At 63.6% G+C, this 24,410-nt stretch carries 24 protein-coding genes and 1 tRNA gene; 3 read left to right on the top strand and 22 right to left on the bottom strand.

Going from position 1 to position 24,410, the window contains the following annotated elements:
* From hisF to AC0GUR_RS04125, 8 genes are read right to left on the bottom strand one after another with little or no spacing between them, the layout of a single operon-like run.
* A complete protein-coding gene (gene hisF / locus AC0GUR_RS04160; protein WP_472876205.1) occupies window positions 1-771 on the bottom strand; it encodes an imidazole glycerol phosphate synthase subunit HisF in 771 nt (256 codons plus the stop codon).
* Entirely contained in the window at window positions 765-1,493 is a 729-nt protein-coding gene (gene hisA, locus AC0GUR_RS04155; protein WP_472876204.1) for a 1-(5-phosphoribosyl)-5-[(5-phosphoribosylamino)methylideneamino]imidazole-4-carboxamide isomerase, read from the bottom strand. The genes hisF and hisA overlap by 7 nt, the downstream gene beginning before the upstream one ends.
* The gene (hisH, locus tag AC0GUR_RS04150) at window positions 1,490-2,080 is read right to left on the bottom strand and encodes an imidazole glycerol phosphate synthase subunit HisH (RefSeq protein ID WP_472876203.1); all 591 of its coding nucleotides are present in this window, start codon (window positions 2,078-2,080) and stop codon (window positions 1,490-1,492) included. Before hisH ends, hisA begins: the two co-directional genes overlap by 4 nt.
* Window positions 2,080-3,144 carry a bifunctional histidinol-phosphatase/imidazoleglycerol-phosphate dehydratase HisB gene (gene hisB / locus AC0GUR_RS04145; RefSeq protein WP_472876202.1) on the bottom strand — a complete coding sequence of 355 codons (1,065 nt, stop codon included), beginning with the start codon at window positions 3,142-3,144 and terminating at the stop codon, window positions 2,080-2,082. Before hisB ends, hisH begins: the two co-directional genes overlap by 1 nt.
* A complete protein-coding gene (hisC, locus tag AC0GUR_RS04140) occupies window positions 3,141-4,244 on the bottom strand; it encodes a histidinol-phosphate transaminase (RefSeq protein WP_472876201.1) in 1,104 nt (367 codons plus the stop codon). Before hisC ends, hisB begins: the two co-directional genes overlap by 4 nt.
* Window positions 4,241-5,548: a histidinol dehydrogenase gene (hisD, locus tag AC0GUR_RS04135; protein WP_472876200.1), complete on the bottom strand. Its 1,308-nt coding sequence runs from the start codon at window positions 5,546-5,548 to the stop codon at window positions 4,241-4,243. Before hisD ends, hisC begins: the two co-directional genes overlap by 4 nt.
* A 26-nt stretch (window positions 5,549-5,574) precedes the next feature.
* Window positions 5,575-6,468: an ATP phosphoribosyltransferase gene (gene hisG, locus AC0GUR_RS04130; RefSeq protein ID WP_472876199.1), complete on the bottom strand. Its 894-nt coding sequence runs from the start codon at window positions 6,466-6,468 to the stop codon at window positions 5,575-5,577.
* Window positions 6,465-6,800 carry a YerC/YecD family TrpR-related protein gene (locus tag AC0GUR_RS04125; protein ID WP_472876198.1) on the bottom strand — a complete coding sequence of 112 codons (336 nt, stop codon included), beginning with the start codon at window positions 6,798-6,800 and terminating at the stop codon, window positions 6,465-6,467. The genes hisG and AC0GUR_RS04125 overlap by 4 nt, the downstream gene beginning before the upstream one ends.
* A 212-nt stretch (window positions 6,801-7,012) precedes the next feature.
* Here AC0GUR_RS04125 and AC0GUR_RS04120 point away from each other — a divergent pair, with 212 nt between their 5' ends.
* The gene (locus tag AC0GUR_RS04120) at window positions 7,013-7,453 is read left to right on the top strand and encodes a hypothetical protein (protein ID WP_472876197.1); all 441 of its coding nucleotides are present in this window, start codon (window positions 7,013-7,015) and stop codon (window positions 7,451-7,453) included.
* Window positions 7,454-7,780: 327 nt separating this feature from the next.
* Here AC0GUR_RS04120 and AC0GUR_RS04115 read toward each other — a convergent pair whose 3' ends face one another.
* Both AC0GUR_RS04115 and hisS read right to left on the bottom strand, forming a co-directional pair.
* The gene (locus AC0GUR_RS04115; protein WP_472876196.1) at window positions 7,781-9,673 is read right to left on the bottom strand and encodes an HAL/PAL/TAL family ammonia-lyase; all 1,893 of its coding nucleotides are present in this window, start codon (window positions 9,671-9,673) and stop codon (window positions 7,781-7,783) included.
* A gap of 90 nt (window positions 9,674-9,763) precedes the next feature.
* Window positions 9,764-11,137 (bottom strand): histidine--tRNA ligase, encoded by a 1,374-nt coding sequence (hisS, locus tag AC0GUR_RS04110; RefSeq protein WP_472876195.1) that lies wholly within the window; start codon window positions 11,135-11,137, stop codon window positions 9,764-9,766.
* A 203-nt stretch (window positions 11,138-11,340) separates the two neighbouring features.
* Between hisS and AC0GUR_RS04105 the strand changes: the two genes are divergently transcribed.
* A tRNA-Pro gene (locus tag AC0GUR_RS04105) sits at window positions 11,341-11,417 on the top strand.
* Window positions 11,418-11,477: 60 nt separating this feature from the next.
* On the opposite strand, the gene AC0GUR_RS04100 is transcribed toward AC0GUR_RS04105, so the two are convergent.
* The 10 genes from AC0GUR_RS04100 to AC0GUR_RS04055 form a co-directional block, all read right to left on the bottom strand.
* Window positions 11,478-12,230, bottom strand: a complete 753-nt coding sequence (locus AC0GUR_RS04100) for a VOC family protein (protein WP_472876194.1) — start codon at window positions 12,228-12,230, stop codon at window positions 11,478-11,480.
* 80 nt (window positions 12,231-12,310) lie between these two features.
* Complete coding sequence (locus tag AC0GUR_RS04095; RefSeq protein ID WP_472876193.1) at window positions 12,311-13,420, bottom strand: SRPBCC domain-containing protein; 1,110 nt, start codon at window positions 13,418-13,420, stop codon at window positions 12,311-12,313.
* Window positions 13,417-13,797, bottom strand: a complete 381-nt coding sequence (locus AC0GUR_RS04090) for an ArsR/SmtB family transcription factor (protein WP_472876192.1) — start codon at window positions 13,795-13,797, stop codon at window positions 13,417-13,419. The genes AC0GUR_RS04095 and AC0GUR_RS04090 overlap by 4 nt, the downstream gene beginning before the upstream one ends.
* A 137-nt stretch (window positions 13,798-13,934) precedes the next feature.
* Window positions 13,935-14,747: a ferritin-like domain-containing protein gene (locus tag AC0GUR_RS04085; RefSeq protein WP_472876191.1), complete on the bottom strand. Its 813-nt coding sequence runs from the start codon at window positions 14,745-14,747 to the stop codon at window positions 13,935-13,937.
* A gap of 124 nt (window positions 14,748-14,871) precedes the next feature.
* Window positions 14,872-16,347 (bottom strand): amidophosphoribosyltransferase, encoded by a 1,476-nt coding sequence (purF, locus tag AC0GUR_RS04080; RefSeq protein WP_472876190.1) that lies wholly within the window; start codon window positions 16,345-16,347, stop codon window positions 14,872-14,874.
* A 16-nt stretch (window positions 16,348-16,363) separates the two neighbouring features.
* Entirely contained in the window at window positions 16,364-16,969 is a 606-nt protein-coding gene (locus AC0GUR_RS04075) for a CvpA family protein (RefSeq protein WP_472876189.1), read from the bottom strand.
* A gap of 11 nt (window positions 16,970-16,980) precedes the next feature.
* Complete coding sequence (locus tag AC0GUR_RS04070; RefSeq protein WP_472876188.1) at window positions 16,981-18,042, bottom strand: SPOR domain-containing protein; 1,062 nt, start codon at window positions 18,040-18,042, stop codon at window positions 16,981-16,983.
* A gap of 61 nt (window positions 18,043-18,103) precedes the next feature.
* Window positions 18,104-19,399, bottom strand: coding sequence for a bifunctional tetrahydrofolate synthase/dihydrofolate synthase (folC, locus tag AC0GUR_RS04065; protein ID WP_472876187.1), 1,296 nt, complete (start codon window positions 19,397-19,399; stop codon window positions 18,104-18,106).
* Window positions 19,400-19,420: 21 nt separating this feature from the next.
* The gene (locus AC0GUR_RS04060) at window positions 19,421-20,017 is read right to left on the bottom strand and encodes a GNAT family N-acetyltransferase (protein ID WP_472876186.1); all 597 of its coding nucleotides are present in this window, start codon (window positions 20,015-20,017) and stop codon (window positions 19,421-19,423) included.
* 3 nt (window positions 20,018-20,020) lie between these two features.
* Window positions 20,021-20,428 carry a ketosteroid isomerase-related protein gene (locus AC0GUR_RS04055; RefSeq protein ID WP_472876185.1) on the bottom strand — a complete coding sequence of 136 codons (408 nt, stop codon included), beginning with the start codon at window positions 20,426-20,428 and terminating at the stop codon, window positions 20,021-20,023.
* A gap of 181 nt (window positions 20,429-20,609) precedes the next feature.
* On the opposite strand from AC0GUR_RS04055, the gene AC0GUR_RS04050 reads away from it, so the two are divergent.
* A complete protein-coding gene (locus AC0GUR_RS04050) occupies window positions 20,610-21,554 on the top strand; it encodes a hypothetical protein (RefSeq protein ID WP_472876184.1) in 945 nt (314 codons plus the stop codon).
* Window positions 21,555-21,560: 6 nt separating this feature from the next.
* Here AC0GUR_RS04050 and AC0GUR_RS04045 read toward each other — a convergent pair whose 3' ends face one another.
* The gene (locus AC0GUR_RS04045) at window positions 21,561-21,719 is read right to left on the bottom strand and encodes a hypothetical protein (RefSeq protein WP_472876183.1); all 159 of its coding nucleotides are present in this window, start codon (window positions 21,717-21,719) and stop codon (window positions 21,561-21,563) included.
* 97 nt (window positions 21,720-21,816) lie between these two features.
* Window positions 21,817-24,408 (bottom strand): heavy metal translocating P-type ATPase, encoded by a 2,592-nt coding sequence (locus tag AC0GUR_RS04040; protein WP_472876287.1) that lies wholly within the window; start codon window positions 24,406-24,408, stop codon window positions 21,817-21,819.
* Between the last annotated feature and the right edge of the window lie 2 nt (window positions 24,409-24,410).

The raw sequence follows: 24,410 nt of genomic DNA, 5'->3' as shown, positions 1-24,410 counted from the left end.
CTAAAGCCGTACCATCACACCCCAGCCCGCCAGCGACTGCTTCAGATCCGGAATAGCGATGGCACCTGAATGAAACACGCTGGCCGCCAGCGCGCCATCGACGTCGGCCTCGGTAAAGGCATCGCGGAAATGCTCCGAAGCGCCCGCACCACCGGATGCGATCAATGGCACCTGGCAAACGGCGCGAACCACGGCGAGCTGGTCCAGGTCATAGCCCTGACGCACACCATCGCTGCCCATGCAGTTGAGCACGATTTCCCCGGCACCGCGCTCCTGCGCCTCCACCACCCAATCCAGCGTGCGGCGCGGCAACGCCTGCGTGCGCGAGGGGTCGCCGGTGTACTGGCGCACGCGCCATTCGCCATCGCTGTCGAGCAGGCTGTCGACACCCACCACCACGCATTGCACGCCGAATGCGCCAGCCAGTTCACCGATCAATGCCGGTCGTTCCAGCGCGGGGGAATTTACCGAGATTTTATCGGCACCCGCATGCAGCACGGCTCGCGCTTCGTCGACACTACGAATACCGCCCGCCACACAGAACGGAATATCGATGACTCGTGCCACCCGCTCAACCCAGCTGCGATCGACGCTGCGTCCTTCCGGGCTGGCGGTGATGTCGTAGAACACCAGCTCATCGGCGCCTTCATCGCGATAGCGCAGGGCGAGATCGACAATTTCACCTACCACGAGGTGGTCGCGAAAGCGCACGCCCTTCACGACTTTGCCGTCACGCACGTCCAGACAGGGAATGATGCGTCGACTCAGCATGCGAGTGCATCCTCCACAGTGAAACGCCCTTCCAACAACGCTCGGCCAAGAATCACGCCCTGCGCGCCTGCCTCGCGCGCCGCACGGATGTCATCGAGCGAACGCACGCCGCCAGATGCCTGCACGGCAAGCGTGGGCACGGCGGTGGCGAGATAGCGGTAAAGATCGAGATTGAAGCCCGCCAGCATGCCGTCGCGGTGGATGTCCGTACACAACAAATGCCTGGCACCTCGCGCGGCATACCACGGGGCAAGATCATCAAGCGTCTGTGACTCGGATTCGGTCCAACCCGCGCTCGGCAGAGTCCAAGCGCCATGCTTCTGCAGTGTGTCGAGGGCAAGGGTGAAGCGATCAGCGCCATAGGTCGCCAGCCAGCCGGCCACCTGTTCCGGTTCGCGAATGGCCAGGCTGCCAAGCACCACACGCGATACACCCGCGTTGAACAATCGCTGCACGTCGGCTTCGGAACGCACGCCCCCGCCCGCCTGAATGTGCATGCCATCACTGGCTATCTGCTCGATCACAGTCAGGTTGTCCAGACTGCCGCCGCGCGCACCATCCAGATCCACCAGATGCAACCATGCGGCCCCCGCACTTGCATAATCGCGGGCAAGCTCGCGCGGTACGGCGGCGTAGGTGGTTTGTTGCGCGTAGTCACCTTGCTTGAGGCGCACCACGCGTCCGTCGCGAAGGTCGATCGCTGGAATGACTGTGAAGCTCATAGCTCTAGGAAGTTCTTCAGCAGACGGGCGCCGACCTCAGCCGAGCGTTCCGGGTGAAATTGCATGCCGTGGAAGTTGCCGCGCTGGATCACGCAGGCGAACTCACCGCCGTAGTCGGTCGTGGCCAGCGCATAGTCGCCGGTGGGTACGGCGTAGCTGTGCACGAAATAGGCCCAGTCTCCCTCGTCCAAACCCGCGAGTAACGGATGCCCACGAGTCGGCCGAAGCTGGTTCCAGCCCATATGCGGAACACGTAGCCCGGGTTGCTCCTCGAAGCGGCGCACGGTGGCGGGCACGACGCCGAGACAGGGCGTGTCACCCTCCTCCGAATGCGCGCACAACAGCTGCATGCCGAGGCACACCCCAAGCACCGGCTGGGTAAGCGAGCGCATGAGATCCACCAGGCCAAGCGCACGCAGACGGGCCATGCCCGGCCCTGCTGCACCGACACCGGGCAGGATCACCTTGTCGGCTTCACGGATGGCGGAAGCGTCCGACGTCAGCGCCGCATCCACACCCAATCGCTGCAAGGCATAGCGCACCGAACCAATATTGGTGCCGCCGGCATCCACCAGCACCACGCTCATCACAGTGCTCCCTTGGTGCTGGGCAGTTCGCTGCCTTCGCGGCGGATGGCCTGGCGCAAAGTACGCGCCACCACTTTGAAGCACGCCTCGACCATGTGATGGGCGTTGTCGCCCTTCACACTCAGGTGCAGGTTCGCGCCCAGCGTTTCGCACAAGGAGCGGAAGAAGTGCGGCACCAATTCGGTTGGCACATCCCCCACGCGCTCACGGGGGAACTGCCCCTCGAACACGAAATACGGGCGCCCGGAAAGATCGAGCGCCGCACTCGCCTGCGACTCGTCCATCGGCAAGGTGAAGCCGTAGCGCGCAATACCGCGCTTGTCGCCCAACGCCTGACGCAGCGCCTGCCCCAGGGCTAGCGCGCAGTCTTCGATGGTGTGGTGCTCATCGATGTGCGTATCGCCATCGCAACGCAGCGCCAGCGCAAAGCCGCCGTGCTTGCCGATCTGCTCGAGCATGTGATCGAAGAAGCCCAGCCCCGTGTGGATCTGCGGTTCTGCAGCCTTGTCCAGATTCACGCTGACGGTGATCTGCGTTTCGCGCGTGTTGCGATCCACGGTAGCCATACGCGGAGCATCGAGCAGCTGGTGCGCGACCTCGTCCCAGCTCAAGCCTTGCGGACCCACGCGAAGACCACGCACGCCCATGTTCGCGGCGAACTGCAAGTCGGTGTCGCGATCGCCGATCATGGCGGATGCGGTGCGGCTCCAGCCGTCATCGGCCAGGTAGTGGCGCAGCATGCCTACACCCGGCTTGCGCGTGTCCTTCCGCTCATGCAGGAAGCTGCGATCGATCAGCACCTCGCGCAGGCGAATGCCCTGCGAAGTCAGAATCCGCATCAGCAGCTCGTGCGGCCCCGTGAAATCCGCCTCAGGAAAGCTCGACGTCCCGAGGCCATCCTGGTTGGTGACCATCACCAGCTCGTAGCCCGAAGCCACGAAACGCTGAAGGGCGGCAATCACGCCGGGCAACAGCGCGAACTTTTCGTAGCTGTCGATCTGGAAATCTTCCGGCTCCTCGATCAGGCAGCCGTCCCGGTCGATGAAAAGAATCTTGCGGCTCATGATTTACCTGATGCCGATCCGTCGGCAAACACCCGGCCGTCGATGGCCGGACTCTTCAATGCACCAAGCACGCGGTCGTTTTCTTCCGCACTGCCGATAGTGATGCGCAATGCATCGCCAAGGCCGGGATAGCGACGCACATCGCGCACCACAATGCCGGCATCGAGCAGACGCTGGTAAACCGCGCCCGCATCATCAAAACGCACAGCAAGAAAATTAGCCTGCGACGGCAACACTTCACGCACGCCCGGAAGCTCGGTCAACGCTTTGCCCATGCGGTCGCGTTGTTCGCGCACGATGGCGAGATGGGCTTGAACTTCCGTCTTTCCTTTCCGGGACAACGCCTCCATCGCCAACGAAATGCAGGGGCGCGGCAGCGGGTACGGCGCCATAATGCGGCGTAGCAAGGTAATGACCTCCTCGTTGGCGAGCAGGCTGCCGATGCGTACACCGGCGAGCGCCCAGGCTTTCGACAAGGTGCGTAACACCGCGAGGTTTTCATAACGGCTGATCAAACCTGCCACGCTCGATGCATCGGCAAACTCGATGTAAGCCTCGTCCACCACCAACATGGCACGCCCGGCGAGCGCAGTTGCCAGTCGCTCGATCGTGCCGGTAGGCACCAACTGTCCGGTCGGGTTGTTGGGTGTGCACACGAACACCAACTTCACTGCTGGCGTCATCGCCGCCAGCAGCGCATCCGCGTCGAGCGAGAAATCGCTGGCCAACGGAATCTCCACCACCCCAGCGTTCTGTACGCGGGCGCAGACGGCATACATGCCGAATGTGGGTGGCTGGATGGCGATGGCATCCTGGCCGGCGCGACAGAAGGCGCGCACCAGCAGGTCGATGGCCTCGTCGCTGCCACGCCCCACCAGCACCTGCTCCGGCCGCACACCATAGAGAGACGCCAGTGCTTCGGTCAGCTCACGTGGCTGGGGATCAGGGTATCGGTTGCAACCCAATCCGTGATCGCCCGGCGGTGCCCAGGCCGATTCGTTAGCATTGAGCATGACTTTGCCGCCGCTCGCCTCCATGCGTGCGGAGGAATACGGCTGCATGGCGCGAAGGTCGGGGCGCGCGAGGTCGAGCACGCTCATGCCACATTCTCCAGCGCGGCCAGACGCAAGGTGACCGCGCGACGGTGCGCCTCCAACTGCTCGGCAGCGGCAAGCGTCGCCGTGCACGGACCGATGGCGCGCAAGCCTTCCGGAGAAAGCTCCTGCACCGTGATCTGTTTCTGGAAGCTGGCCACCGATACGCCGCTGTAGCTGCGCGCATAACCATAGGTGGGCAACACGTGATTGCTGCCGCTGCAGTAGTCACCCACCGATTCGGGCGTCCACGCACCGAGAAATACCGAACCGGCGCTTTCGATGCCGGGCAGCAAGTCACGTGGCTGGGCCACCTGAAGAATCAGGTGTTCTGGAGCGTAGCTGTTGCTCACCTCGATAGCCTGGGTCAGAGTCGAAACGGCGATGAGGCGGCTTTGAGATAAGGCCATTTCTGCAATCTCCGCTCGCGGCAAGGACGCGCACTGCCGCGCCACTTCAGTCTCCACCGCGTCAAGCAACCTTGCCGACGGGCTGAGCAGGATCACCTGGGAATCCGGACCATGCTCCGCTTGCGACAGCAGATCCGCCGCCACAAAAACTGGATTGGCCTCGTCATCCGCAATGACCAGCACTTCGGAGGGACCTGCCGGCATGTCGATAGCAGCGCCATCCGGGTCACCGGACACCTGCAGCTTGGCCTCGGTGACCCATGAGTTGCCCGGCCCAAACAGCTTGTCGCATTTGGGTACCGATTCGGTGCCGTAGGCCATGGCTGCAATGGCCTGCGCGCCGCCAAGCTTGAATACCCGGTGCACACCCGTGAGGCGCGCGGCGTAAAGCACGGCGTCATCGCAACGGCCGTCGGCTCGCGCCGGGGAGCACAACACCACTTCAGTGCACCCCGCGATGCGTGCTGGCACGCCAAGCATCAACGCGGTCGATGGCAACGGCGCGCTACCCGCTGGCACATAGAGACCAACACGACGGATGGGGCGCAGCACGCGTTCGACCACCACACCTTGCGCTGTGTTGAGCGCCACCGGGCTCGGTGCCGCTACGCGGTGGAAGGCTTCGATTCGGGAAGCGGCCTCCTCGATGGCCGCCTTGAGCGCAGGCGCCAGGCGCGCCTCTGCCGCGTGAAACTCCTGCTCGGTCACCTCGATGACATCGAGCACGCAACGGTCGAAACGCGCACTCAGCTCACGTAGCGCCGTGTCGCCATCGGCGCGCACGCGAGCAATGATCTGCTCGACGCCGTTGCGCAGATTCTCGGCACGCGACTGCGCGGGGCGCTCAAGCGCCGCACGCTGTCCAGCGCCATCCAATGCATTCCAGTCTAGGCGGTTCATGCCACGCTACCCTTCGGTCGCCTGCATTACGCAAGCATCTTTTCCACCGGCAGCACGAACATTTCGCGTGCACCGGCCTTCTTGATCTCTTCTAGCTGACGCCAGCTCACCTCGCCAGCGCACAGCGCCTGCAGCATGAGCTGGTCGGGCTGCCCAGCCACCGGCAGCAAGGTCGGCTGCGGGCCGCCCGGCAACAGGCGGATGACCGCATCCAGTGCGTGACGCGAGGTTTGCAGCAGCAACAGGCGCGACTCGCGCACCTGGATGACGCCGTCGAGTCGCTTCAGCAGCAGGTCGATCATGTCGCCGCGTTCGTCGGTCGGCAGCGCCTGCGGGCCGGCGAGTACCGCCTCACTCTCCAGCAGCACTTCAACTTCACGCAGCTGATTCGCCACCAACGTACCGCCACTCTGTACGAGGTCGCAGATTGCATCGGCCGTACCCAGCTTGGGGGCAATCTCCACCGAGCCCGCCAAGGTGACCACACCGGCTTCCACGCCACGCTCACGCAGCCACTCACCCAGCAAGCCGGGGTAAGACGTGGCGATGCGCTGGCCATGCAGTTGTCCGGGCTCGCGGTAATCCATCTCCTGGGGCACGGCGATGGAGAGGCGGCAGCGCCCGAAACCCAGCGGTCGCCACTCCGCCAGCTCAGGCCCTTCACGGCCGGCCGTGAACTGGAACTCACTGAGTACATTTCGACCCACGATGCCCAGGTCGCATACACCTTGTGCAATCAGCCCCGGGATGTCGTCATCACGCACGAGCAGCAGGTCAACGGGCTCACCCTCGCCAAAGCAGAAGAGCTTGTCGCGGCTCTGCCGGAAAGTAAGGCCGCAGCGGTTGAGCAGCTCAAGCGCCGGCTCGGTGAGCCGGCCGGACTTTTGCATCGCGATGCGTAGACGGTCGCGCGGCTTCATGCTTTTGCCTTCTTGCTGGTCGCCTTGCGACGGGCAGCTCGAGCGGCAGCAGCGAGATACCCACCGCTGCCCTGATTGAGAAAACGCGCGACGCGACCGATGGTGGTGATGCTCACCGCGGTCCGCTCGTGAATCTCGCGATAGGACACCTCGTCCAGCAGATAAGGCACCACGCGCCAGCGGTCCACCAGCACCTCCAGCTCCGCGGGCGTACACAGGTCGTGCAGAAAAGCCGACATCTCTTCGGCATTCTTCAGCGACAGCAGAGCCTCGCAGAGACTGAGTTCAGCGGACTCAGCAGGGGTCTCGGGATCGAGCGATCGGCGCTTCATAATGTACTAATGCGTTAATACGATGGAGCGCATCATACGCGACGTTCCGCAGCGCAGCAAGCCAGCCGGCAAGGGGGCCGGCGCCTTCGGTTAAGCCTTCCGGACTAATGAACGACCAGCCCACCCACCCTTTGGGATATCGCAAGTCAAGCAACTTCTTGCGAGCATCCGCAGGACTTCGTCGCAAGATCCCAGCCATGGAGGAGCTGCTGATGAGTCCTTTCGAAGCACCATGGGGCAATGCGGGCCAGCTGCAGGCCACCCTGACCGTCACCCGGGTACTCAGCCGACTGGCCGAGCAAGGCTTTCTGGATGGCGCCCCTGGAACGCTCGCAGACCAGCTGGTCACCCAGGTGTGGGGCAGGAAACCCGGCATCTTCGAAGGAAGGATCGGCCCCAAACCCCACAAGACCTCGGTCGCAGCCATCGCTCTGGCATCAGCCATCCACCGGGCAGCCATACGACGCGACGAGACACTGTGCGGCGCCTATATGCTCGGACTCGGCTTGCTTCTCGATGACATTGCGAGAACGGCCAAGTCCTACCGCTTCCACGATGTGGATCACCAGCTGCTGGATGCGGCAACCACCATGCTCTCCGGCAATCCGGACGACCTCCAGCGCGACCCCCTGCTCCACTGGCACGGCCTTTAAGCAGGCGCCATTCGCCCACCCACGCGGGCGGCGTGATGCACGCAAGCGCCCAATGAGTTATCTGGGCGTGACGCTTGCGTGGCTGGCATGGTGGTAGAGCCCGCCATCCCGCCTGCTGCTAAACGTATTGATCGCTTTGACTTTGCTTTGGCTGGGATGGGCCGCACGACCATGACGACGAGCGGGCTGGTCGCGGGATTGAGTCGCGCGCAAGCGCGCTCCTACATGGGGCGCGGAACACACTGTAGGAGCGCACTTGTGCGCGACCCGCTCCACCTCACGCCACCAAAAAGAAAGGAGCGCCGAAGCGCCCCTCTCTCCATCCATTTACTGAGCAAACGCCCGCTGCCGCACCAGCTCGCAAATGGTCCGCACATCCCCATCCATCGCGCGGTCACGCGACATGAAACCAATGTGCTTGCGCAATGCCTCGTGCGCCTTGCGCACGGCGACACCGGAGTGGAAGTCACCCACATTGGCCAGCGCCGCCGTCAGCTGCTGCACTTCAGTTGCGAACTGCGCGTAGTGGGCATGCCCTTCGCGCGGCGCATTGGACACCTTGCCCGCCAACGCCTGCCAATCACCCCGCGAAGCAAGGCGGCAGGCCGCATTGAGCATGGACTGACGGATATCCAGCGCCTGTGCCGCGGTGTAGAGCTCCATCGCGATCACGTAGCCAAGGTCTTCCATCATCTCCAGCACATGACGCGCTTCATTGGCGCCCATCGAGACATGATCTTCCGCATTGGCGCTGGTCGGCACCGAGTACACGCTGGCCGGATGCGCGCGCGTAGCCAGGTCATTCACCAAGGCTGCGGCGGTGTATTGCACGATCATGAAGCCAGAGTCCGTGCCGTCTTCATTGCCGGTGAGGAAGGCCGGCAAGCCGTCATTGGTGGCCGGATCCACCAGCTTGTTGAGACGACGCTCGGAGATCGACGCGAGCACAGGAATGGCCGCTTTCACGTAGCTCATCGCCAGCGCCAACGGCATGCCATGGAAGTGGCCCGCCGAAATCACCTGCTCCTCGATGAACTGCGCGTCCTCGGCATCCGGGAAGATCAGCGGGTTGTCGGTCACCGAGTTGAGCTCGATGTCGATCACACGGCAGGCCTGCGCCCAGGCATCACGCACCGCGCCATGCACCTGCGGCATGCAGCGCAGACAATAGGCATCCTGCGGCTGGTGCTTTTTGCCGCCCTTGAACGGCAGGAAGCGCGAATAGAACGCCTCACGACCGTGGCGCTGATTGGCCGGCACCCAATCCCAACCAATATCGAACGTAAGCGCCTGATCAGCAGGATCGGCCCAGGCTTCAGCCGTCCACTGCTTGAAGCGCGGCACCAGGTGATACGGAATGTCGACCAGCGAGCTACCTTCCAGCAGTTCGCGCACATGAGCCGCGGTCTCCACCTGGCCCGGATGCGGACGCAGCGCGTGCACCTCGGGGCGCAGCGCTCCGCTGCGACCAGCGAAGGCGTCGAGCGTCATCGCAGCCGCCAGATCGGCGAGATCGAGCAGGTGCTCCAGTTCATCCAGCGCCAGCGTCGCGGTCGCCAGCATCTGCGCTGTGCCGTTGTTGAGCGCGAGGCCCTCTTTGAACGACAAGCGGATGGGGCTGAGCCCGGCGCGCTTGAGCGCCTCGGCGCCACTCAGACGTTCGCCCTGATAGAACGCCTCGCCACCGCCCAGCAGCACGATCGCCAGATGCGACAACGGCGCAAGGTCACCACTGGCGCCCACCGAACCCTTTTCTGGCACCACCGGCACCACACCAGCATTGAGCATCGCCGTGAGTGCTTTCAAGGTTTCTACGCGAATGCCAGAGTGGCCGCGCATCAGCGTGTTGATGCGGATCACCAGCATTGCGCGCACCACATCAGGTGCGAACGGCTTGCCGACACACACCGCATGCGTCGTGATGAGGTTGTGCTGCAGCTCTTCCAGCAGCGTGCCTTCGGGCTTATCCGGGTTGCCGCCCGGCAGCTCGTCACGCATGCGATGCGCGCCAAGCAGCTTGTCCGCGTTGCTGCCGAAGCCCGTGGTCACGCCATAGGTCGGCTCACCACAACTCACCTTGTCGGCCAGGAAATCGGCAGCATGCTGCACGCGCTGAAGCTGCGTTTCGTCCAGCTCCACGCGCAGCCCCTGGCGCGCCACGGCCACCAGCTGATCACGGGTCAGGCTATTGCCGTCCAGGAGTATCGTCTTTGCCGTCATGCTTGCTCCGAGCCCGGACGGGCTGTGATTGAGTTGGTAAGTCGCAGTCGCCACGCCATGACGGCGTAGCGACCATCCACGTGCGTGCGCTCAGCGACTGATTTCGGCCTGTGCCAGTTCGACACGCAACGTCTTGATGAGTTCGGCGCGGGAAACTTCGAACTGATCCTCGCGGCGTAGATCCTTCACCGTCACCACGCCCTTGGCGATCTCGTTTTCGCCAAGCACGATGACGAAGCGAATGCCGGATCGGTCGGCATACTTGAACTGCTTGCCGAGCTTGCCGCCTTCCAGCACCACCTCGGTGGCGATGCCGGCACCGCGCAGCTCGCTGGCCAGCGCTAGGTAGGCTGGCATCTGGGCTTCGTCCATCTGCGTCACCAGCACATCGACTGTGCTCTGGCCGGTGGCGATCAAGCCCGCGTCGCGCAACTGCCAGTAAAGACGCGTGAGGCCAATGGAAATGCCCACGCCGGGCAACTTCGACTTGGTGTACTGGCTGGCGAGGTTTTCGTAACGACCACCCGAGCAGATCGAGCCGATCTGCGGATGATCATTAAGCGTGGTTTCGTAAACGGTGCCGGTGTAGTAGTCCAGGCCACGCGCAATCGAAAAGTTCAGCACGTAATGCGTTTCGGGCACACCGAAATCATGGATCAGGCCCAGCACTTCCTTGAGCTCGGCGCGACCCTGCTCCAGGGCATCGGAGCCATGGCCCAGCGCATCGAGCTTGTCGAAGGCATCCTGCAGCGAGGTGGAACGCACCTGCGAGAAATCGAGGATCTTCTGCGCCGTCTCCGCACTGAGGCCAAACTGTTCGCCCGTCAGCGTTTCGCGCAGATAGTCGGCGCCGCGCTTATCGAGCTTGTCCACCTCGCGGAGCACCAGCATCTGTTGCTCGGCATCCACGATGCCCAGGGTTTCGTAAAAACCGCGAATCAGATTGCGATTGTTCAGCTGGATGGTGAACGGACCGATGTTGAGCTCGCGGAACACGCTATAGATAACGGCCGGCAACTCGGCGTCATAACGCACCGACAGGCTGTCCTTGCCGATCACGTCAATGTCGCATTGGTAGAACTCGCGGAAACGACCGCGCTGCGCACGCTCACCGCGGTACACGCGCTGCATCTGGTAACGGCGGAACGGGAACGACAGGTCATGCTCGTGCTCGGCCACATAACGAGCCAGCGGCACCGTGAGATCAAAGCGCAGAGCCAGATCCGGCTTCTCGCCCTGCTCCAGCGAGCCCGTGGACTGCACGAAATAAACCTGGCGCTCCGTCTCACCGCCGGTCTTGGTCAGCAGCACGTCGGAAAATTCGATCACCGGCGTCTCCACCGGCAGGAAGCCAAAGCGCTCATAGTTGCGGCGGATCACGTCGAGCATGCGCTGGAACGCGATCTGGTCGAGCGGCAACAGCTCGAGCACGCCGGGCATGGTGCGGGCCGGGGTAAGCGCCATGAAATCCTCTGCTAAAACGTTGGGGGAGCACGTCAAATCACGTCCGACGGCGCACCGCCAGACAGAGCCGTATAGGTTAGCAGAAGGCCGCCTCCGGACCCCTCCTCAGGCTTCGCTGCGACACCGCCACAGAGGTTCGTGAAGAATTTTTTTCACAAACTGTTGCCAAGCCCCCGGGGGGTCGTTAACATACGCGGCTCCCACGGGGTGTAGCTCAGCCTGGTAGAGCGCTACGTTCGGGACGTAGAAGTCGCATGTTCGAATCATGTCACCCCGACCAAGATTCAATAAAAAAGCCGGCCTAGTGCCGGCTTTTTTATTGGGCTCACAACGACCTGCATTACTGGCGCAGCGGCAGAAACACCGCGAACGATGCACCCTGCGGGTCGCTCAGCACCGCAAAGCGGCCGATGTTGGGAATGTCGGTCGGTGGCACGCACACTTCGGCACCCAGCTTCTTTGCCTTGGCAGCAGTGGCGTCGACGTCGGTGACGTGGACGTACGGCAACCACATGGACGATGAGCCGTTGTCGTGCGATGCCATCAGCCCGCCACGGCGATCAGTCTCGCCCTTCTTCAGTACGTAGTAGGTGCCACCTGATGAGGGCATGGCATCGTGCTTCAGGCCGAACAGGCCTTCATAGAAGGACAGCGCCTTCTGCGCGTCATTCGCATGCAGTTCGTGCCAGCACCAGTGTCCGGGCGGCACATCAGCATCTGGCTTGTCATCCATGGTGCCGCGCCAGATGGAGAACATGGCGCCGACCGGGTCGATCATGGTGGCACCGCGCCCTACCGGCGGGAAGTCAGTAGGCGGCATGCAGGTCTTGGCGCCCTCGCTGGTGGCCTTTTTGTGGGCCGCATCCACGTCTGCCACGCTCAGGTAGATGCCCCAATTGGTGGGCTCGCCTTCCTGCGCGGATCGAAAGCCACCAATCCCTTCGCCGGCATTCATGATGACGTGGTATGGCGCGCCCGACACATCCATCGGCGAATCTTCCCAACCGAATAAACCGGCATAGAACGTACGCGCCTTCACTGGGTCAGTACTGGCGTGCTCAACCCAGACGAGTTTTCCAGCCTCTGTTTTCATGGGGGTAGCCTCTTCGCTTCAGTCTTGCAAACGACAGGCGCCGATCTGCGGCGCGATCACCGCAGATCGGCGGGGGATGGCTATGCCGCGGTGAAGGTTGCCTCGGTGGCGATATAGCTTTCACGAGCACGTATAAGGGCCTGGGCACGGCGGATATTCGGATACTTGCCCATCAAGGCGGCTCCCTCCGGGTATTGCTCCAGGTAGCAGAGGATGGGCGCCAGCAAGTAGTCGCACATGGAGATGGAGGATCCCGTCAGATAGTCGTGCCCGCCATAGGCTTGCTCGAATACGGCGAGTTGACGATCGATCTCAGGCAGCGCGGCATCGATCGCTGCACGATCGGGTTCACCATTGGCACCTTTGGGGAACAGATACTGCACCACGTAACGGCGCACCACGGCGTCGTAGAAGTAGCAATTGATGACGCTGATCCATTGCTCGTTGCGCATCCGCGCGGTCAGGCCGTTGGCGGGCAGCAAGCTTGGGCCGTCGAAGCCTTCGTCGATATAGCCGAGGATGGCGCGCGTTTCGTAGAACTCGATCGGACCATCGCGAAACACCGGAATGCGTGCAAACGGATTGATCTCGGTGACTTCTGGCGCGTTGGGAGCGGCCGGTTGCAGCGTATAGGCCACACCCTTCTCCGCCAGCGCCATGCGCACGGTACGGCAATAGGTGCTGCGCGGGTCGCCGATCACGGTGACCGTCGCCGCACTGCCTGCGGGGTCGAGGTAATCCACCAGGTGATTGAACACCGAATGCCAGCCGGACATGTGGCCGTCGCGCATCATGGCGTCCGGGAAGCCGGTATGTCGCATGTGCATGGCGGTGCCGCCGTCGCGCGCCGTCAGTGTGACTTCAATCAGCGTGACGCGGCCCGTCATCGGGCCCTGTTCCCACGACCAGGTGTAAGCGAGGAAATCGGCGCGATCCAGCACCTGGTATTCGCCACCTGCCGCGTAGCTTGAGCCATCACGCGCTGTCATGGCGATGCGGAAGCGACCGCCGATGTGCCCGTCAGCGCTGGCATCAGTGACATGCATGCCGCGGGGGCAGTGCCAGGCCGCCAGTGCATCCCGCTGCACGAAGGCATCGAACACCTTTTCGCGCGGTGCCCGGATGAAGCGCGTCATTTCCAGCTCGAAGCTGGCAGCTTCCGCTTTGGTTCGCTCTGCAACTACGGTCATGGCTTTTTCCTCCGCGCACCGGCAGTGCGCTTGATGTGAGCGGTGTCGGCGGCATGTGTGCGCTCGACAAATTCGACCAGGCGATCGAGGTTGTCTTCCCAGTGACGGCGATAGGTTTCGAGCCAGCCATGTGCGCCCCGCAAGGCTTCGGCGCGCAGATGGCAGATGCGCCAGCGCGCATCGATTTCGCGTTCGATCAGGCCAGCATCGGCCAGGACGCGTAGATGTCGCGAGATGGCGGGTGCCGAGATGTCGAACGGGCTGGCCAGTTCGCTGACGGTGGCCTCCCCTGCGGCGAGACGCTCAAGGATGGCGCGACGCGTGGGATCGGCGAGTGCGGCGAAGGTGGCCGAGAGGGTGTCGGGGACGGTGGACATGTCGTCACTTAACCACTTGGTTAATCGACAGTCAAGTGCCAAATCCAACTTCAGGGCGCAAGACACGCCAATGCCGTCATCCCTGCTTTCGCAGGGATGACGAGCAAAAGCAGCTTTCGCCCCTTTCTAGGGCCGCTTCAGATTTCGAGCGCCAGTGCGGTCAGCTGGTCCAGCTCTTCGTTGTCGAAACCGGCTTCCAGACGCGCCGGCCGGTTGAACGGGCCGCGCAGGTTGCGGCCCATGTAGTCCCGCAGCAGATCAAGGAAGGTTTCGCGCGGATCGATACCGTCACGCGAGCAGCAATAACGGAACCAGCGCGTGCCTGCGGCCACATGCGCCACTTCTTCGCGCAGGATGACTTCGAGTACGGCGACGGTTTGCGCATCGCCGACACCAAGCAGGCGCTCGATCATGCCGGGCGTGACATCGAGCCCGCGCGCTTCGAGCACGCGCGGCACCAGCGCCATGCGCACCGTGTCGTGATGCGCGGTCTTCTCCGCCATGTCCCACAGGCCGTTGTGCGCGTCGAAGTCACCGTAGACGTGACCGAGCTCGGCGAGACGCTCGGACAGCATGGCGAAATGGCGCGCTTCGTCATTCGCGCAGCTGGCCCAGTCACGGTAGTAATCGAGAGGCATGCCGCGATAGCGGTACACCGCATCCCATGCAAGGTTGATTGCGTTGAACTCAATATGCGCTACGGCGTGCACCAGCGCGGCGCGACCTTCGGGTGTGCCCAAGCCACGGTGTGGCACCTGCCGCTGCGGCACCAGCTGCGGTTTTTGCGGGCGACCGGGGGCACCGATGGGCTCGGGTGCCGGTGATGCGTGATCGGGGCGCAACTCGCCCGCAAGGAACGCAGCCCACGTCTCGTGCGTCAGCCGCAGCTTCTCCGCGGAATCGGAAGCGTTGAGACAGCGTTTGGCGGCGGCGTGAAGGTCAGCGGTCATAAGCGATGATCGCGAAGAAAAAACGAACTGTAGGAGCGCACTTGTGCGCGACAACCCGGCGGAGCGAGGGTTCTGCTATGTCGCGGTCGCGCACAAGTGCGCTCCTACAGGGAAACGCCATAGCTTACGCGCTGCGGCGGGCGGCCTTGGCGTCGTCGGAGCGCAGCATTTCGATCTGCTGCAGGTAGTGCTGATCCAGACCGGTGACGTACTCACCGGAGAAGCACGACGTGTCGAACTGCTTCAGCGATTCGTTGCCGTCCTGCACCGCCCACACCAGATCCGGCAGATCCTGGTAGATCAGCCAGTCAGCGCCGAGCATCTGCTGGACTTCTTTTTCAGTGTGGCCAGCGGCCACCAGCTCGGACGCGGCCGGCATGTCGATGCCGTACACGTTCGGGTAGCGCACCGGCGGTGCGGCAGAGGCGAAGAACACGTTGCGAGCGCCAGCATCGCGTGCCATCTGGATGATCTGGCGCGAAGTGGTGCCACGCACGATGGAATCATCCACCAGCAGCACGTTCTTCTTGCGGAACTCCAGCTCCACCGGGTTGAGCTTGCGGCGCACGGATTTCACGCGCTCGCCCTGCCCCGGCATGATGAAGGTGCGGCCGATGTAGCGGTTTTTGACGAAGCCCTCGCGGAACGGCACGCCCAGCGCTTCGGCCAGTGCGGAAGCTGCCGTACGCGCGGTATCGGGGATGGGAATCACCGCCTCGATGCCATGGTCCGGACGCTCGCGCAGGATCTTCTCCGCCAGCTTCTGGCCCATGCGCAGTCGCGCCTTGTACACCGACACGTTCTCGATCATCGAGTCCGGGCGCGCGAGGTACACGTACTCGAAAATGCACGGCGCATGTACCGCACCGTCGGCACAGTGACGCGCAAACAGCTGGCCGTCGTTGGTGATGAACACCGCCTCGCCCGGCTCAACGTCGCGCAGACGCTTGAAGCCGAGGATGTCGAGCGCGACCGACTCGGAGGCCACAGCGTATTCACGGCCTTCCGCCGTCACACGCTCGCCCAGCACCAGCGGACGGATGCCATTGGGATCGCGGAAAGCCAGCAGGCCGTAGCCCAGCACCAGCGCCAGGCAGGCGTAACCGCCGCGAGCGCGCTGATGCACGCCAGCCACCGCCTTGAAGATATGGTCCGGGGTCAGCGCCATGCGGTCCTGGATCTGCAGCTCGTGCGCGAGCACGTTGAGCAGCACTTCGGAATCCGAATCGGTGTTGATGTGACGGCGATCGTCTTCGAACATTTCGCGACGCAGGGACTCGGTGTTCACCAGGTTGCCGTTGTGTGCGAAGGCGATACCGTAGGGCGAATTCACGTAGAACGGCTGCGCCTCGGACGAACCGTCGGAACCGGCCGTGGGGTAACGGCAGTGGCCGATGCCGATGCGGCCGTGCAGCCCGCTCATCGCGGTCTGGTTGAACACGTCACGCACCAGGCCGGCGCCCTTGTGCAGGCGAAGGCGCGCGCCGTCCACCGTGGCGATGCCGGCAGCGTCCTGGCCGCGGTGCTGCAACACGGTCAAACCGTCGTAGAGGGACGCGGCGACCTCACTGGTGCCGACGATGCCGATGATTCCGCACATGGTTGAAAGCCCGTAATTAGTAAGTCGTTGCCGGTGCAGCCGTGGTTGCGGCTGCGGGATGGATGTCGTGCCCGGTCGCTGGTAAAGCGCCCGGCAAGCCCGCCGGCAAGGCGGGCAAATGGTCCAGTACGGCCGGGGGATTCAGGTAATGACGGACACTGTCCGGCACCCGCTCGCCCAGCCACGCAGCCATTCCCTTGAACTGCGGCAATAACACCGATTCATGCCACCATGGGTCGCGCGAGAACGCGGTAAACCCGAGCAGAAACACCGCAAGCGTCACCAGCAGCACGCCGCGCACAAAACCAAACACCATGCCCAACAAGCGGTCGGTACCGGACAACCCGGTGCCCTCCACCAGTTTGCTGACCAGGAAGCGCAACAGCGCACCCGCAATCAGCACGGCAAGGAAGCAAATGCCGTAACCCACCAGAATCCGCGCCGAAGGCAGCTGGATGCTGTGTTCAAAGTACTCTGCCACGCTCGGACCGAACGTCCATGCCACCCAGAACGCGGCAGCCCAGACCGCCAGCGCCAACACCTCTGAAATGAGGCCACGCCACAGCCCGATCAAGACCGAGACGCCCAATACGGCAACGATGATGTAGTCGGCCCAATTCACCGGGTCACCGTTCAGGGTGCGGTGACGACGTTGCCGTCCACACCGAGCTTGGTTTTGATCTGGTCGCGAATGCGCACGGCATCGGCGCGCTGGGTTTGCGGACCCGCACGAACACGCCACAACTGTTTGCCGTTGGCATTCACCGTATCCACATAGCCGTCAAAGCCACTGGCGCGCAGCTTGTCGCGCAGCGCATTGGCGTCGGCCTGGGTGCCCATGGCGGCCACCTGCACCGCCCAGCCACCGGCACGTGCCGGAGCGGTGGCGCTGCTGGCGGCAGGCGCATCGTCCTGGGTCGGCGTGCTGGCACTGCCTTCCAGGCGGGCCGGGGCCCCCGGGATGGTCTGGGTGATCTTCAGGCGCGCCGCTTCAGCAGCGGCACGCGACTCGAACGGACCCGCCGTCACCATGGTCAGCTGCTTGCCAGCCTGGGTGATGGTGCGCCCCGATGCCGGATAACCCAGCCCGCGCACGCGCTGGATCAGATTCTGCGCGCTGGCGCTCGACGCATACGCGCTGAGATTGACGGAGTACTGGCCATGCGCCGCCGTGGCCGGCGACGTTGCGGGTTGCGTCTGCGCAGGAAGGGCCGGGGTGCTGATGGAGTTCGCCTGCTTGGTCGCGGCGCTGGCGGCGGCCGTGGCAACGGCTGCGGCGGCGGCCCCTTTGGTCTGAGCCGGGATGACCGGCTGGGCCGCGCTGGAACCCGGCTTGGTGACCGTGGTCGGCTCGGGCTTCTGGCCGGCCAGCGGATCGGTCTCCACATCGCGCGGGCGATTGGAACCGATATTCACCGTGGCCAGCTGATCGGTGGAACCCACCGGCGTGGCGTTGGCAGCAGGTGTCGGTACGGCCGCGGCCGGCTTGGGTGCCGGTGCCGCGGTAGAGGCCGACGCCGCACCCGGCGTCAGGCTCATGGTCTTGGTCTGCAGGTCGCGATCGGGCGCTGGCGGAATGGCCAGGCTTACCGAGTCATCACCACCCTTAGCCGGAGGATTGCTGGAGAAAAACATCGGCACGATCAGCACAGCCAGCGCGATGAGTACAGCAGCTCCCAGCAGACGTGTTTTCAAGACGGGCTCCAAACGACAGGGGTGCGAGGACGGGCGCGATTATACCTGTCCCGGTCGCCGCTCAGGCCGAATTGGTGCCACGCGATTCAGCCAGCACCGCCGCGGCGACGAAAAACGAGCCAAAGGCAAGCACGCGTTCGCCGGGTTGCGCACTCGCCCGCGCGGCCGCCAGCGCCTTGGCGACACTGGGATGCGAGTCGTAGCGTGCTTGCGGGAATGCGAGGGTCACCTGCTCTGCCAGCACCGCAGCCGGCAAGCCACGTGGGGTGTCGTGCTCCAGCCCTGCCAGATGCCAGTGGTCGATGCGCGCACCCAGGGCGCGGATCACGCCCCCCACATCTTTGTCGGCCAGCGCGCCATAGACGGCGTGCACCCGACCACCCGGGTTCGCGTCGAGCCATTCGGCCAACGCCCTGGCGGCCTGGGGGTTATGACCGACATCCACCACCAACGCCGGGTCGCCGCCGAGCGATTGCAGACGCGCCGCCACATGAGCTGCACGCAAACCCTTAACCGCGGCGCCAGCGAGATCGCTGTTTGCCAGCGCACTGTCCGTCAGTTGTAACGCATGCAAGGCCGCGATGGATGCTGCTGCATTGGCGTACTGCACCGGCGCGGCAAGCACGGGGTCGGGCAAGGTCAGCGCGGTGCCGTCGCGGTGACGCCACTGCCATCCGCCACCGGCCAGACGATCGACCATGAAGTCCACGCCGGCACGTTCCACGCGTGCACCGATGCGACGCAAGGCATCGAGCAGCCCTCTCGGCGGATCGAGCTCACCCACCACCGTTGCACGCCCAGTGCGCGCAATGCCGGCTTTTTCTGCGCCGATGCTGTCGCGATCAGGGCCGAGCCAGTCCATATGATCGAGATCGACGGTCGTAACGACAGCCACATCAGCGTCGATGATGTTGACCGCGTCCAGCCGGCCACCCAGCCCGACTTCCAGCACCGCGACATCGAGGTCGGCGCGGGCGAACAGATCCAGCGCCGCCAGCGTGCCGAATTCGAAATAGGTGAGCGGTATCTCGCCGCGCGCCACCTCGATGCGCTCGAAGCTGGCGATCAGCGCCTCGTCCGTCGCTTCCACACCTTCGATGCGGATGCGCTCGTTGTAACGCAGCAAATGCGGCGACGTGTAACAGCCCGTACGCTGTCCTGCCGCCGTGAGCATGGCTTCCAGCATCGCCACCGTGGAGCCTTTGCCATTGGTGCCGCCCACGGTGATCACGCGCCGCGCCGTTGCAGGCACGCCCATGCGTTGCCACACGGCACGCACGCGATCGAGCCCCAGCTCGATGCTGCGCACATTCACGCGCTCCTGGTAGGACAGCCATTCGTCGAGATTACGAGTCATGCGGAGGGTATTCGCCAAAAGTCAGGTGTCGATGGGGCGCAGCCAGAAACGCAGGCGATGATCGGTCGGCGTCAGGGCGTCGACCTCGGTCCAGTCAAGCGTGCAGAACATGTTCTCCTGCCGCTGGTAGCCGCGCTGCTGCCAGAACGCGTCATGCGGCCGATAGTCCGCTGGACGACGAGGATCATTCGGTGCGCGTTCCACTGCGCAGAACGCCGTCCAGTGGTAGCCCTGAAGGCCACGAGCGTGCGCTTCGCGCAAATCAAAGAAACGATGGCCGATGCCCTGCCCCCGATAAGCTGGCAGCAGCACCGATTCGCCGAAATAGAACACGTCACTCAGCAGCATGCCGCGCTCGGCGAATGGCAGCTGGATGGCTGGAATCTCATCGCCCAGCGGCATGCCGGTGGAACAACCCACGACTTCGTCGCCATCCCACGCCAGCACGAACACGCTGCGCTTGGACTGCGCATAGCGGTCAAGGTAACGATGCTCGTACGCCATGTCCCCTTCATAAAGATAGGGGTAGTCGCGGAACACTTGGGCACGCAGCTTCGCCAGTGCCTCCAGATGGGGCCGCACGGCATGACCAACGCTGGTGACGATGCGCACGTTCACGGTTTAGCTCCCGGTGACCTGCGCGATCCAGTCCTGCAGGTTGTAGTAGTTGCTGACCCGCGCAATGCGACCGTCACGGATATCGAAGAATGCCCCGCCCGGCAATACATAGGGCTGACCGCGTGCTGGCGGCAGCCCTTCGTCGTCGGCGAGATACTCGCCGTGCACCACGTACTCGGTAGCGGCGCGGGTACCGTCTTCGCTGGTCATCACTACGATGTCACGCAACTGCTCGCGGTAGCTGCGATTCATGCGCTCCAGAAAACGCCGGAACGTGTCACGCCCGGTTTCGCGATGACCCTCGTTGATGTCGTGGGCCACGTCGTCGGCAAGGCAATCCAGCATGGCCTCCCAGTCGCCACGATTGAATGCCTCGTAGTAACGCTCGATCAGGGCACGGCTGGAGGACATCGGGGCTTCCTGCAAGAACTTGGATGCACAGCTTAAGGCAACACTGATGAAGTATCACCGTCGGTACCAGCCATGACGAATGTCCCTCGTGCGACCGCGCACCGACGTGCCACAGTCGCCTGGCACGCACCGCCAGGCATCACCCGCGAAACGTCGAGCCACTCAGGAAAAGAGAAGCCTCATGATTCGTCACGTATGCATCTGCATGCTCGCTTTGGCCTCCGCCCACCTCTACGCCGCCGAAGCCGCGCCAACGGTATTTGCGCCAGGGGTGATCTCCGGACCAGCACATGACAGCGCACCGGCCTTCACACCGGATGGACATACGGTGTTCTTCTCGCGCACCGGCGACGGCAAGCATTCCACCATCCTGGTCAGTCACCTCGACGGCGATCATTGGTCATCACCGGTCACTGCGGCGTTCTCGGGCCAATGGAATGACATGGAACCGAGCATGTCGCCCGACGGTCGCTTCATGGTGTTTATTTCCAACCGACCCAAAACCGCAGGCGGCAGGCCACTGGATGGCTTCTTCAATGGTCGAAGCTTCCCTGAAGCCGGCGGCAACCTATGGATCGTGCGCCGCGAAGGCAACGCATGGACTGCGCCGGTGCGGCTGCCGGAGTCTGTCAACCACAGCGACTCCACCTTCGCTCCCAGCGTTACCGCTGACGGAACGCTGTATTTCATGCACCCAGGCAACGACCCAAAACACTTCCAGCTGTTCCGCGCTGCTTACGTCAACGGCGCCTATCAGGAGCCGCAGCCCTTGCCCTTCAGCGATGGCACCGTCACCGACGTCGACCCGGCAGTGGCTCCCGATGAATCTTTTGTGGTGTTCAGTTCCGGCCGCGCGCCGGCACGCCAGATCGATCTGTTCATTGCGTTTCGCGACAACGGGCGCTGGGGTACACCAATCCATCTTGGCAACGTCGTCAACAGCGCGGGTTCCGACGCCGAGTCGCGTCTGGGTCCCGACCACCACACGCTTTACTTCGCCAGCGACCGGCTTACCGATGCACCTGCCAGTGCTACTCGGGCCGACTGGGATAACGGCAAATACAACATCTGGCAGGTATCGCTGACGCCCTGGCTCGAAGAGCACGCCAAGGCCATGCAACATTGATCCGCCTTACCAATGAATGCCGCTCACCCTGAGCGACCAGTACATGCCAAATACGGTCCAAAGCATTTTCTTCAGGGCGCGTCCAGCAAGCAATGCCACCAGCAGGCCCAACAGCAGCGGCATGGTTTTATCCAGCGTGCTGCGCGTGTCGTTGATGATGGTCATGTGATGCCCTCCCGCACCCCATCGGTGCGGGAGAAATGATCCGCCCTGCCTGTGCTGGCAGGCAGGGCGGTCCGTCAATCATCGTGAGTGACAACTATCACAAGGGAGCGCGGCGCAGACGCAACGCGTTACCCACCACCGATACCGAGGAAAGGCTCATGGCCAGCGCCGCCACCATCGGCGACAGCATCACACCGATCAGCGGATACAGCAGACCAGCAGCCAGCGGCACACCGACCGCGTTGTAGACGAATGCAAAGAACAGGTTCTGGCGGATATTGCTTACCGTCGCCTGCGACAGTGCACGCGCACGAACGATGGCGGTGAGTTCGCCCTTCACCAGCGTCACCTGCGCGCTTTCCATCGCAATATCGGTGCCCGTACCCATGGCGATACCGACGTCCGCAACCGCCAATGCGGGAGCATCGTTGATGCCATCGCCCGCCATGGCGACACGATGACCTTGCGAGCGCAACGACTGGATCAGCGCTGCCTTATCGGCCGGCGACACATCGGCATGCATCTCATCGATGCCCAGCGAATCGGCAACGGCCTTGGCCGTGGTGGCGTTGTCGCCGGTCAGCATCACGATGCGCAAGCCAGCGGCATGCAGATCGCGAATGGCTTGCGGCGTCGTCGCCTTGACGCGATCGGCCACCGCAATCAGGCCGGCCAATGCACCATCCACCGCCAGATACATCACCGTAGCGCCTTCGGCACGCAACGCATCTGCACGCAGCTGGACGCTCTCCGCAAGGTGGATGCCCGTATGGGACAGCATGCGCGGGTTACCCAATGCCACGGCGTGGCCCAGCACCGAACCTTCCACACCGGCACCGGTGGTGCTGCGGAAATCTTCCACCGCCGGTACACGGATGCCGCGTGCCTCGGCACCCTGCACGATGGCACGACCCAACGGATGCTCGCTGGGCTTCTCCAGTGCGGCGGCCATGCCAAGCAGCTGATCGAACGGCAATGCGCCAAGGCTTACCACATCCTTCAAAGTGGGCTTGCCCTCGGTGAGCGTGCCGGTCTTGTCCACCACCAGCGTATCGATGCTGCGCAGCGACTCGATAGCCGCCGCATCGCGGAACAGCACACCGTTCTGCGCAGCGCGACCGCTGGCAACCATGATGGAAATAGGCGTGGCCAGACCAAGCGCACAAGGACACGCAATGATCAACACCGACACCGCAGCGATCAGCGCATAGGTCAGCCGGGGATCCGGCCCCAGCCATGCCCACAGGCCAAACGCCAGCACCGCCACGCCCACCACCACCGGCACGAACCATGCCGCCACGCGATCAGCCACACGCTGCAACGGCGCCTTGCTGCGCTGGGCCTGCGCCACCAGCGTCACGATCTGCGACAGCATGGTTTCGGCGCCGACCTTCTCCGCACGCATCAACAATGCGCCGTCCTGATTGACGGTGCCGCCCGTCACGCGCTCGCCCTTGGTTTTGCTTGCCGGCAACGGCTCGCCCGTGAGCATAGATTCGTCCACGTGGCTCTCGCCATCGATCACCACACCATCCACCGGCACCTTCTCACCGGGACGCACGCGCAGCGTGTCACCTGCGTGTACCGCATCCAGCGATACATCGTGTTCGCGGCCATCAGCATCGACACGCCGCGCCGTTTTCGGCGCAAGACCGAGCAAACCCTTCAAGGCTGCACTGGTACGACGACGCGCACGCAGTTCAAGAAAATCGCCAAGCGTTACCAGGGTGACAATCACCGCCGCCGACTCGAAATACACCCCGACGCGGCCGTGCATATCGCGAAAACCTTCCGGGAACAGCGAGGGCGCGAGGAAAGCGATGGCGCTGTAGACCCAGGCCACGCCCGTCCCCAAGGCGATCAGCGTGTACATATTGGGCGACCACGGCTTGAGCGACCGCCAGCCACGTGCAAAGAACGGCGCGCCACCCCACAGCACCACCGCGGTGGCCAACAGCGCCTCGGACCACGCCGCCACACCATCCCACGGCATCGGCAGATGCCAGCCAAACAGATGCGGCCCCATCGCCAGCAGAAACACCGGCAGCGTCGCCGCCGTCAGTGACCAGAAGCGGCGCGCCATGGCGCGCAACTCATGGCCATCGTCCTCGTCCAGGCTCGGCATCATCGGTTCCAGCGCCATGCCGCACTTGGGGCAATCACCGGGACCGACCTGCTGCACTTCCGGGTGCATGGGACAGGTATAGATGGCACCGGGGATGACTGGTGCCGGTGGTGCATCCGCTTGCAGGTAGCGCGCGGGATCGGCAAGGAATTTCTCTTTGCAGCGCGCAGCACAGAAGTAATACGTGTGCCCGTCGTGCTCCGCTTGATGAGCGGCGGTCGAGGGGTCCACGGTCATGCCGCAGACGGGATCCTTGGTGGACGCTGCGCCATGGTCGTGATGATGATGACCATGGTGGTGCCCATCGTGGTGATGATGCTGGTCGTGATGGTGGGCGTGGGTCTCCGCGGCAGTTGACGCGTGACCGCTACAGCAGGACTCGGCGACGGGTTCCGCAGCCTCCTCGATGGAAAGTGCGCCGTGACCCTGATGATCGTGGTGGTGATGCCCGTCATGATGGTGGTGCGCGTGAGCCACCGCGGCGACCGGCTCGTGGCCACCGCAACAGGACTTGGTCATCGGCTCAGTCTGCGCTTCCTTGCTGCAGCAATCGTGCTTTTCCATGC

It is taken from the genome of Dyella sp. PARNA 12/25 (genome assembly GCF_055702865.1).
This window is presented reverse-complemented; position numbering and strand designations above follow the sequence as displayed.

What these genes read in the sequence shown, in the direction of transcription:
- hisF (WP_472876205.1), bottom strand. Translation starts at nt 771, where the DNA reads ATGCTGAGTCGACGCATCATTCCCTGTCTGGACGTGCGTGACGGCAAA.
- hisA (WP_472876204.1), bottom strand. Translation starts at nt 1,493, where the DNA reads ATGAGCTTCACAGTCATTCCAGCGATCGACCTTCGCGACGGACGCGTG.
- hisH (WP_472876203.1), bottom strand. Translation starts at nt 2,080, where the DNA reads ATGAGCGTGGTGCTGGTGGATGCCGGCGGCACCAATATTGGTTCGGTG.
- hisB (WP_472876202.1), bottom strand. Translation starts at nt 3,144, where the DNA reads ATGAGCCGCAAGATTCTTTTCATCGACCGGGACGGCTGCCTGATCGAG.
- hisC (WP_472876201.1), bottom strand. Translation starts at nt 4,244, where the DNA reads ATGAGCGTGCTCGACCTCGCGCGCCCCGACCTTCGCGCCATGCAGCCG.
- hisD (WP_472876200.1), bottom strand. Translation starts at nt 5,548, where the DNA reads ATGAACCGCCTAGACTGGAATGCATTGGATGGCGCTGGACAGCGTGCG.
- hisG (WP_472876199.1), bottom strand. Translation starts at nt 6,468, where the DNA reads ATGAAGCCGCGCGACCGTCTACGCATCGCGATGCAAAAGTCCGGCCGG.
- AC0GUR_RS04125 (WP_472876198.1), bottom strand. Translation starts at nt 6,800, where the DNA reads ATGAAGCGCCGATCGCTCGATCCCGAGACCCCTGCTGAGTCCGCTGAA.
- AC0GUR_RS04120 (WP_472876197.1), top strand. Translation starts at nt 7,013, where the DNA reads ATGAGTCCTTTCGAAGCACCATGGGGCAATGCGGGCCAGCTGCAGGCC.
- AC0GUR_RS04115 (WP_472876196.1), bottom strand. Translation starts at nt 9,673, where the DNA reads ATGACGGCAAAGACGATACTCCTGGACGGCAATAGCCTGACCCGTGAT.
- hisS (WP_472876195.1), bottom strand. Translation starts at nt 11,137, where the DNA reads ATGGCGCTTACCCCGGCCCGCACCATGCCCGGCGTGCTCGAGCTGTTG.
- AC0GUR_RS04100 (WP_472876194.1), bottom strand. Translation starts at nt 12,230, where the DNA reads ATGAAAACAGAGGCTGGAAAACTCGTCTGGGTTGAGCACGCCAGTACT.
- AC0GUR_RS04095 (WP_472876193.1), bottom strand. Translation starts at nt 13,420, where the DNA reads ATGACCGTAGTTGCAGAGCGAACCAAAGCGGAAGCTGCCAGCTTCGAG.
- AC0GUR_RS04090 (WP_472876192.1), bottom strand. Translation starts at nt 13,797, where the DNA reads ATGTCCACCGTCCCCGACACCCTCTCGGCCACCTTCGCCGCACTCGCC.
- AC0GUR_RS04085 (WP_472876191.1), bottom strand. Translation starts at nt 14,747, where the DNA reads ATGACCGCTGACCTTCACGCCGCCGCCAAACGCTGTCTCAACGCTTCC.
- purF (WP_472876190.1), bottom strand. Translation starts at nt 16,347, where the DNA reads ATGTGCGGAATCATCGGCATCGTCGGCACCAGTGAGGTCGCCGCGTCC.
- folC (WP_472876187.1), bottom strand. Translation starts at nt 19,399, where the DNA reads ATGACTCGTAATCTCGACGAATGGCTGTCCTACCAGGAGCGCGTGAAT.
- AC0GUR_RS04055 (WP_472876185.1), bottom strand. Translation starts at nt 20,428, where the DNA reads ATGTCCTCCAGCCGTGCCCTGATCGAGCGTTACTACGAGGCATTCAAT.
- AC0GUR_RS04050 (WP_472876184.1), top strand. Translation starts at nt 20,610, where the DNA reads ATGATTCGTCACGTATGCATCTGCATGCTCGCTTTGGCCTCCGCCCAC.
- AC0GUR_RS04045 (WP_472876183.1), bottom strand. Translation starts at nt 21,719, where the DNA reads ATGACCATCATCAACGACACGCGCAGCACGCTGGATAAAACCATGCCG.
- AC0GUR_RS04040 (WP_472876287.1), bottom strand. Translation starts at nt 24,408, where the DNA reads ATGGAAAAGCACGATTGCTGCAGCAAGGAAGCGCAGACTGAGCCGATG.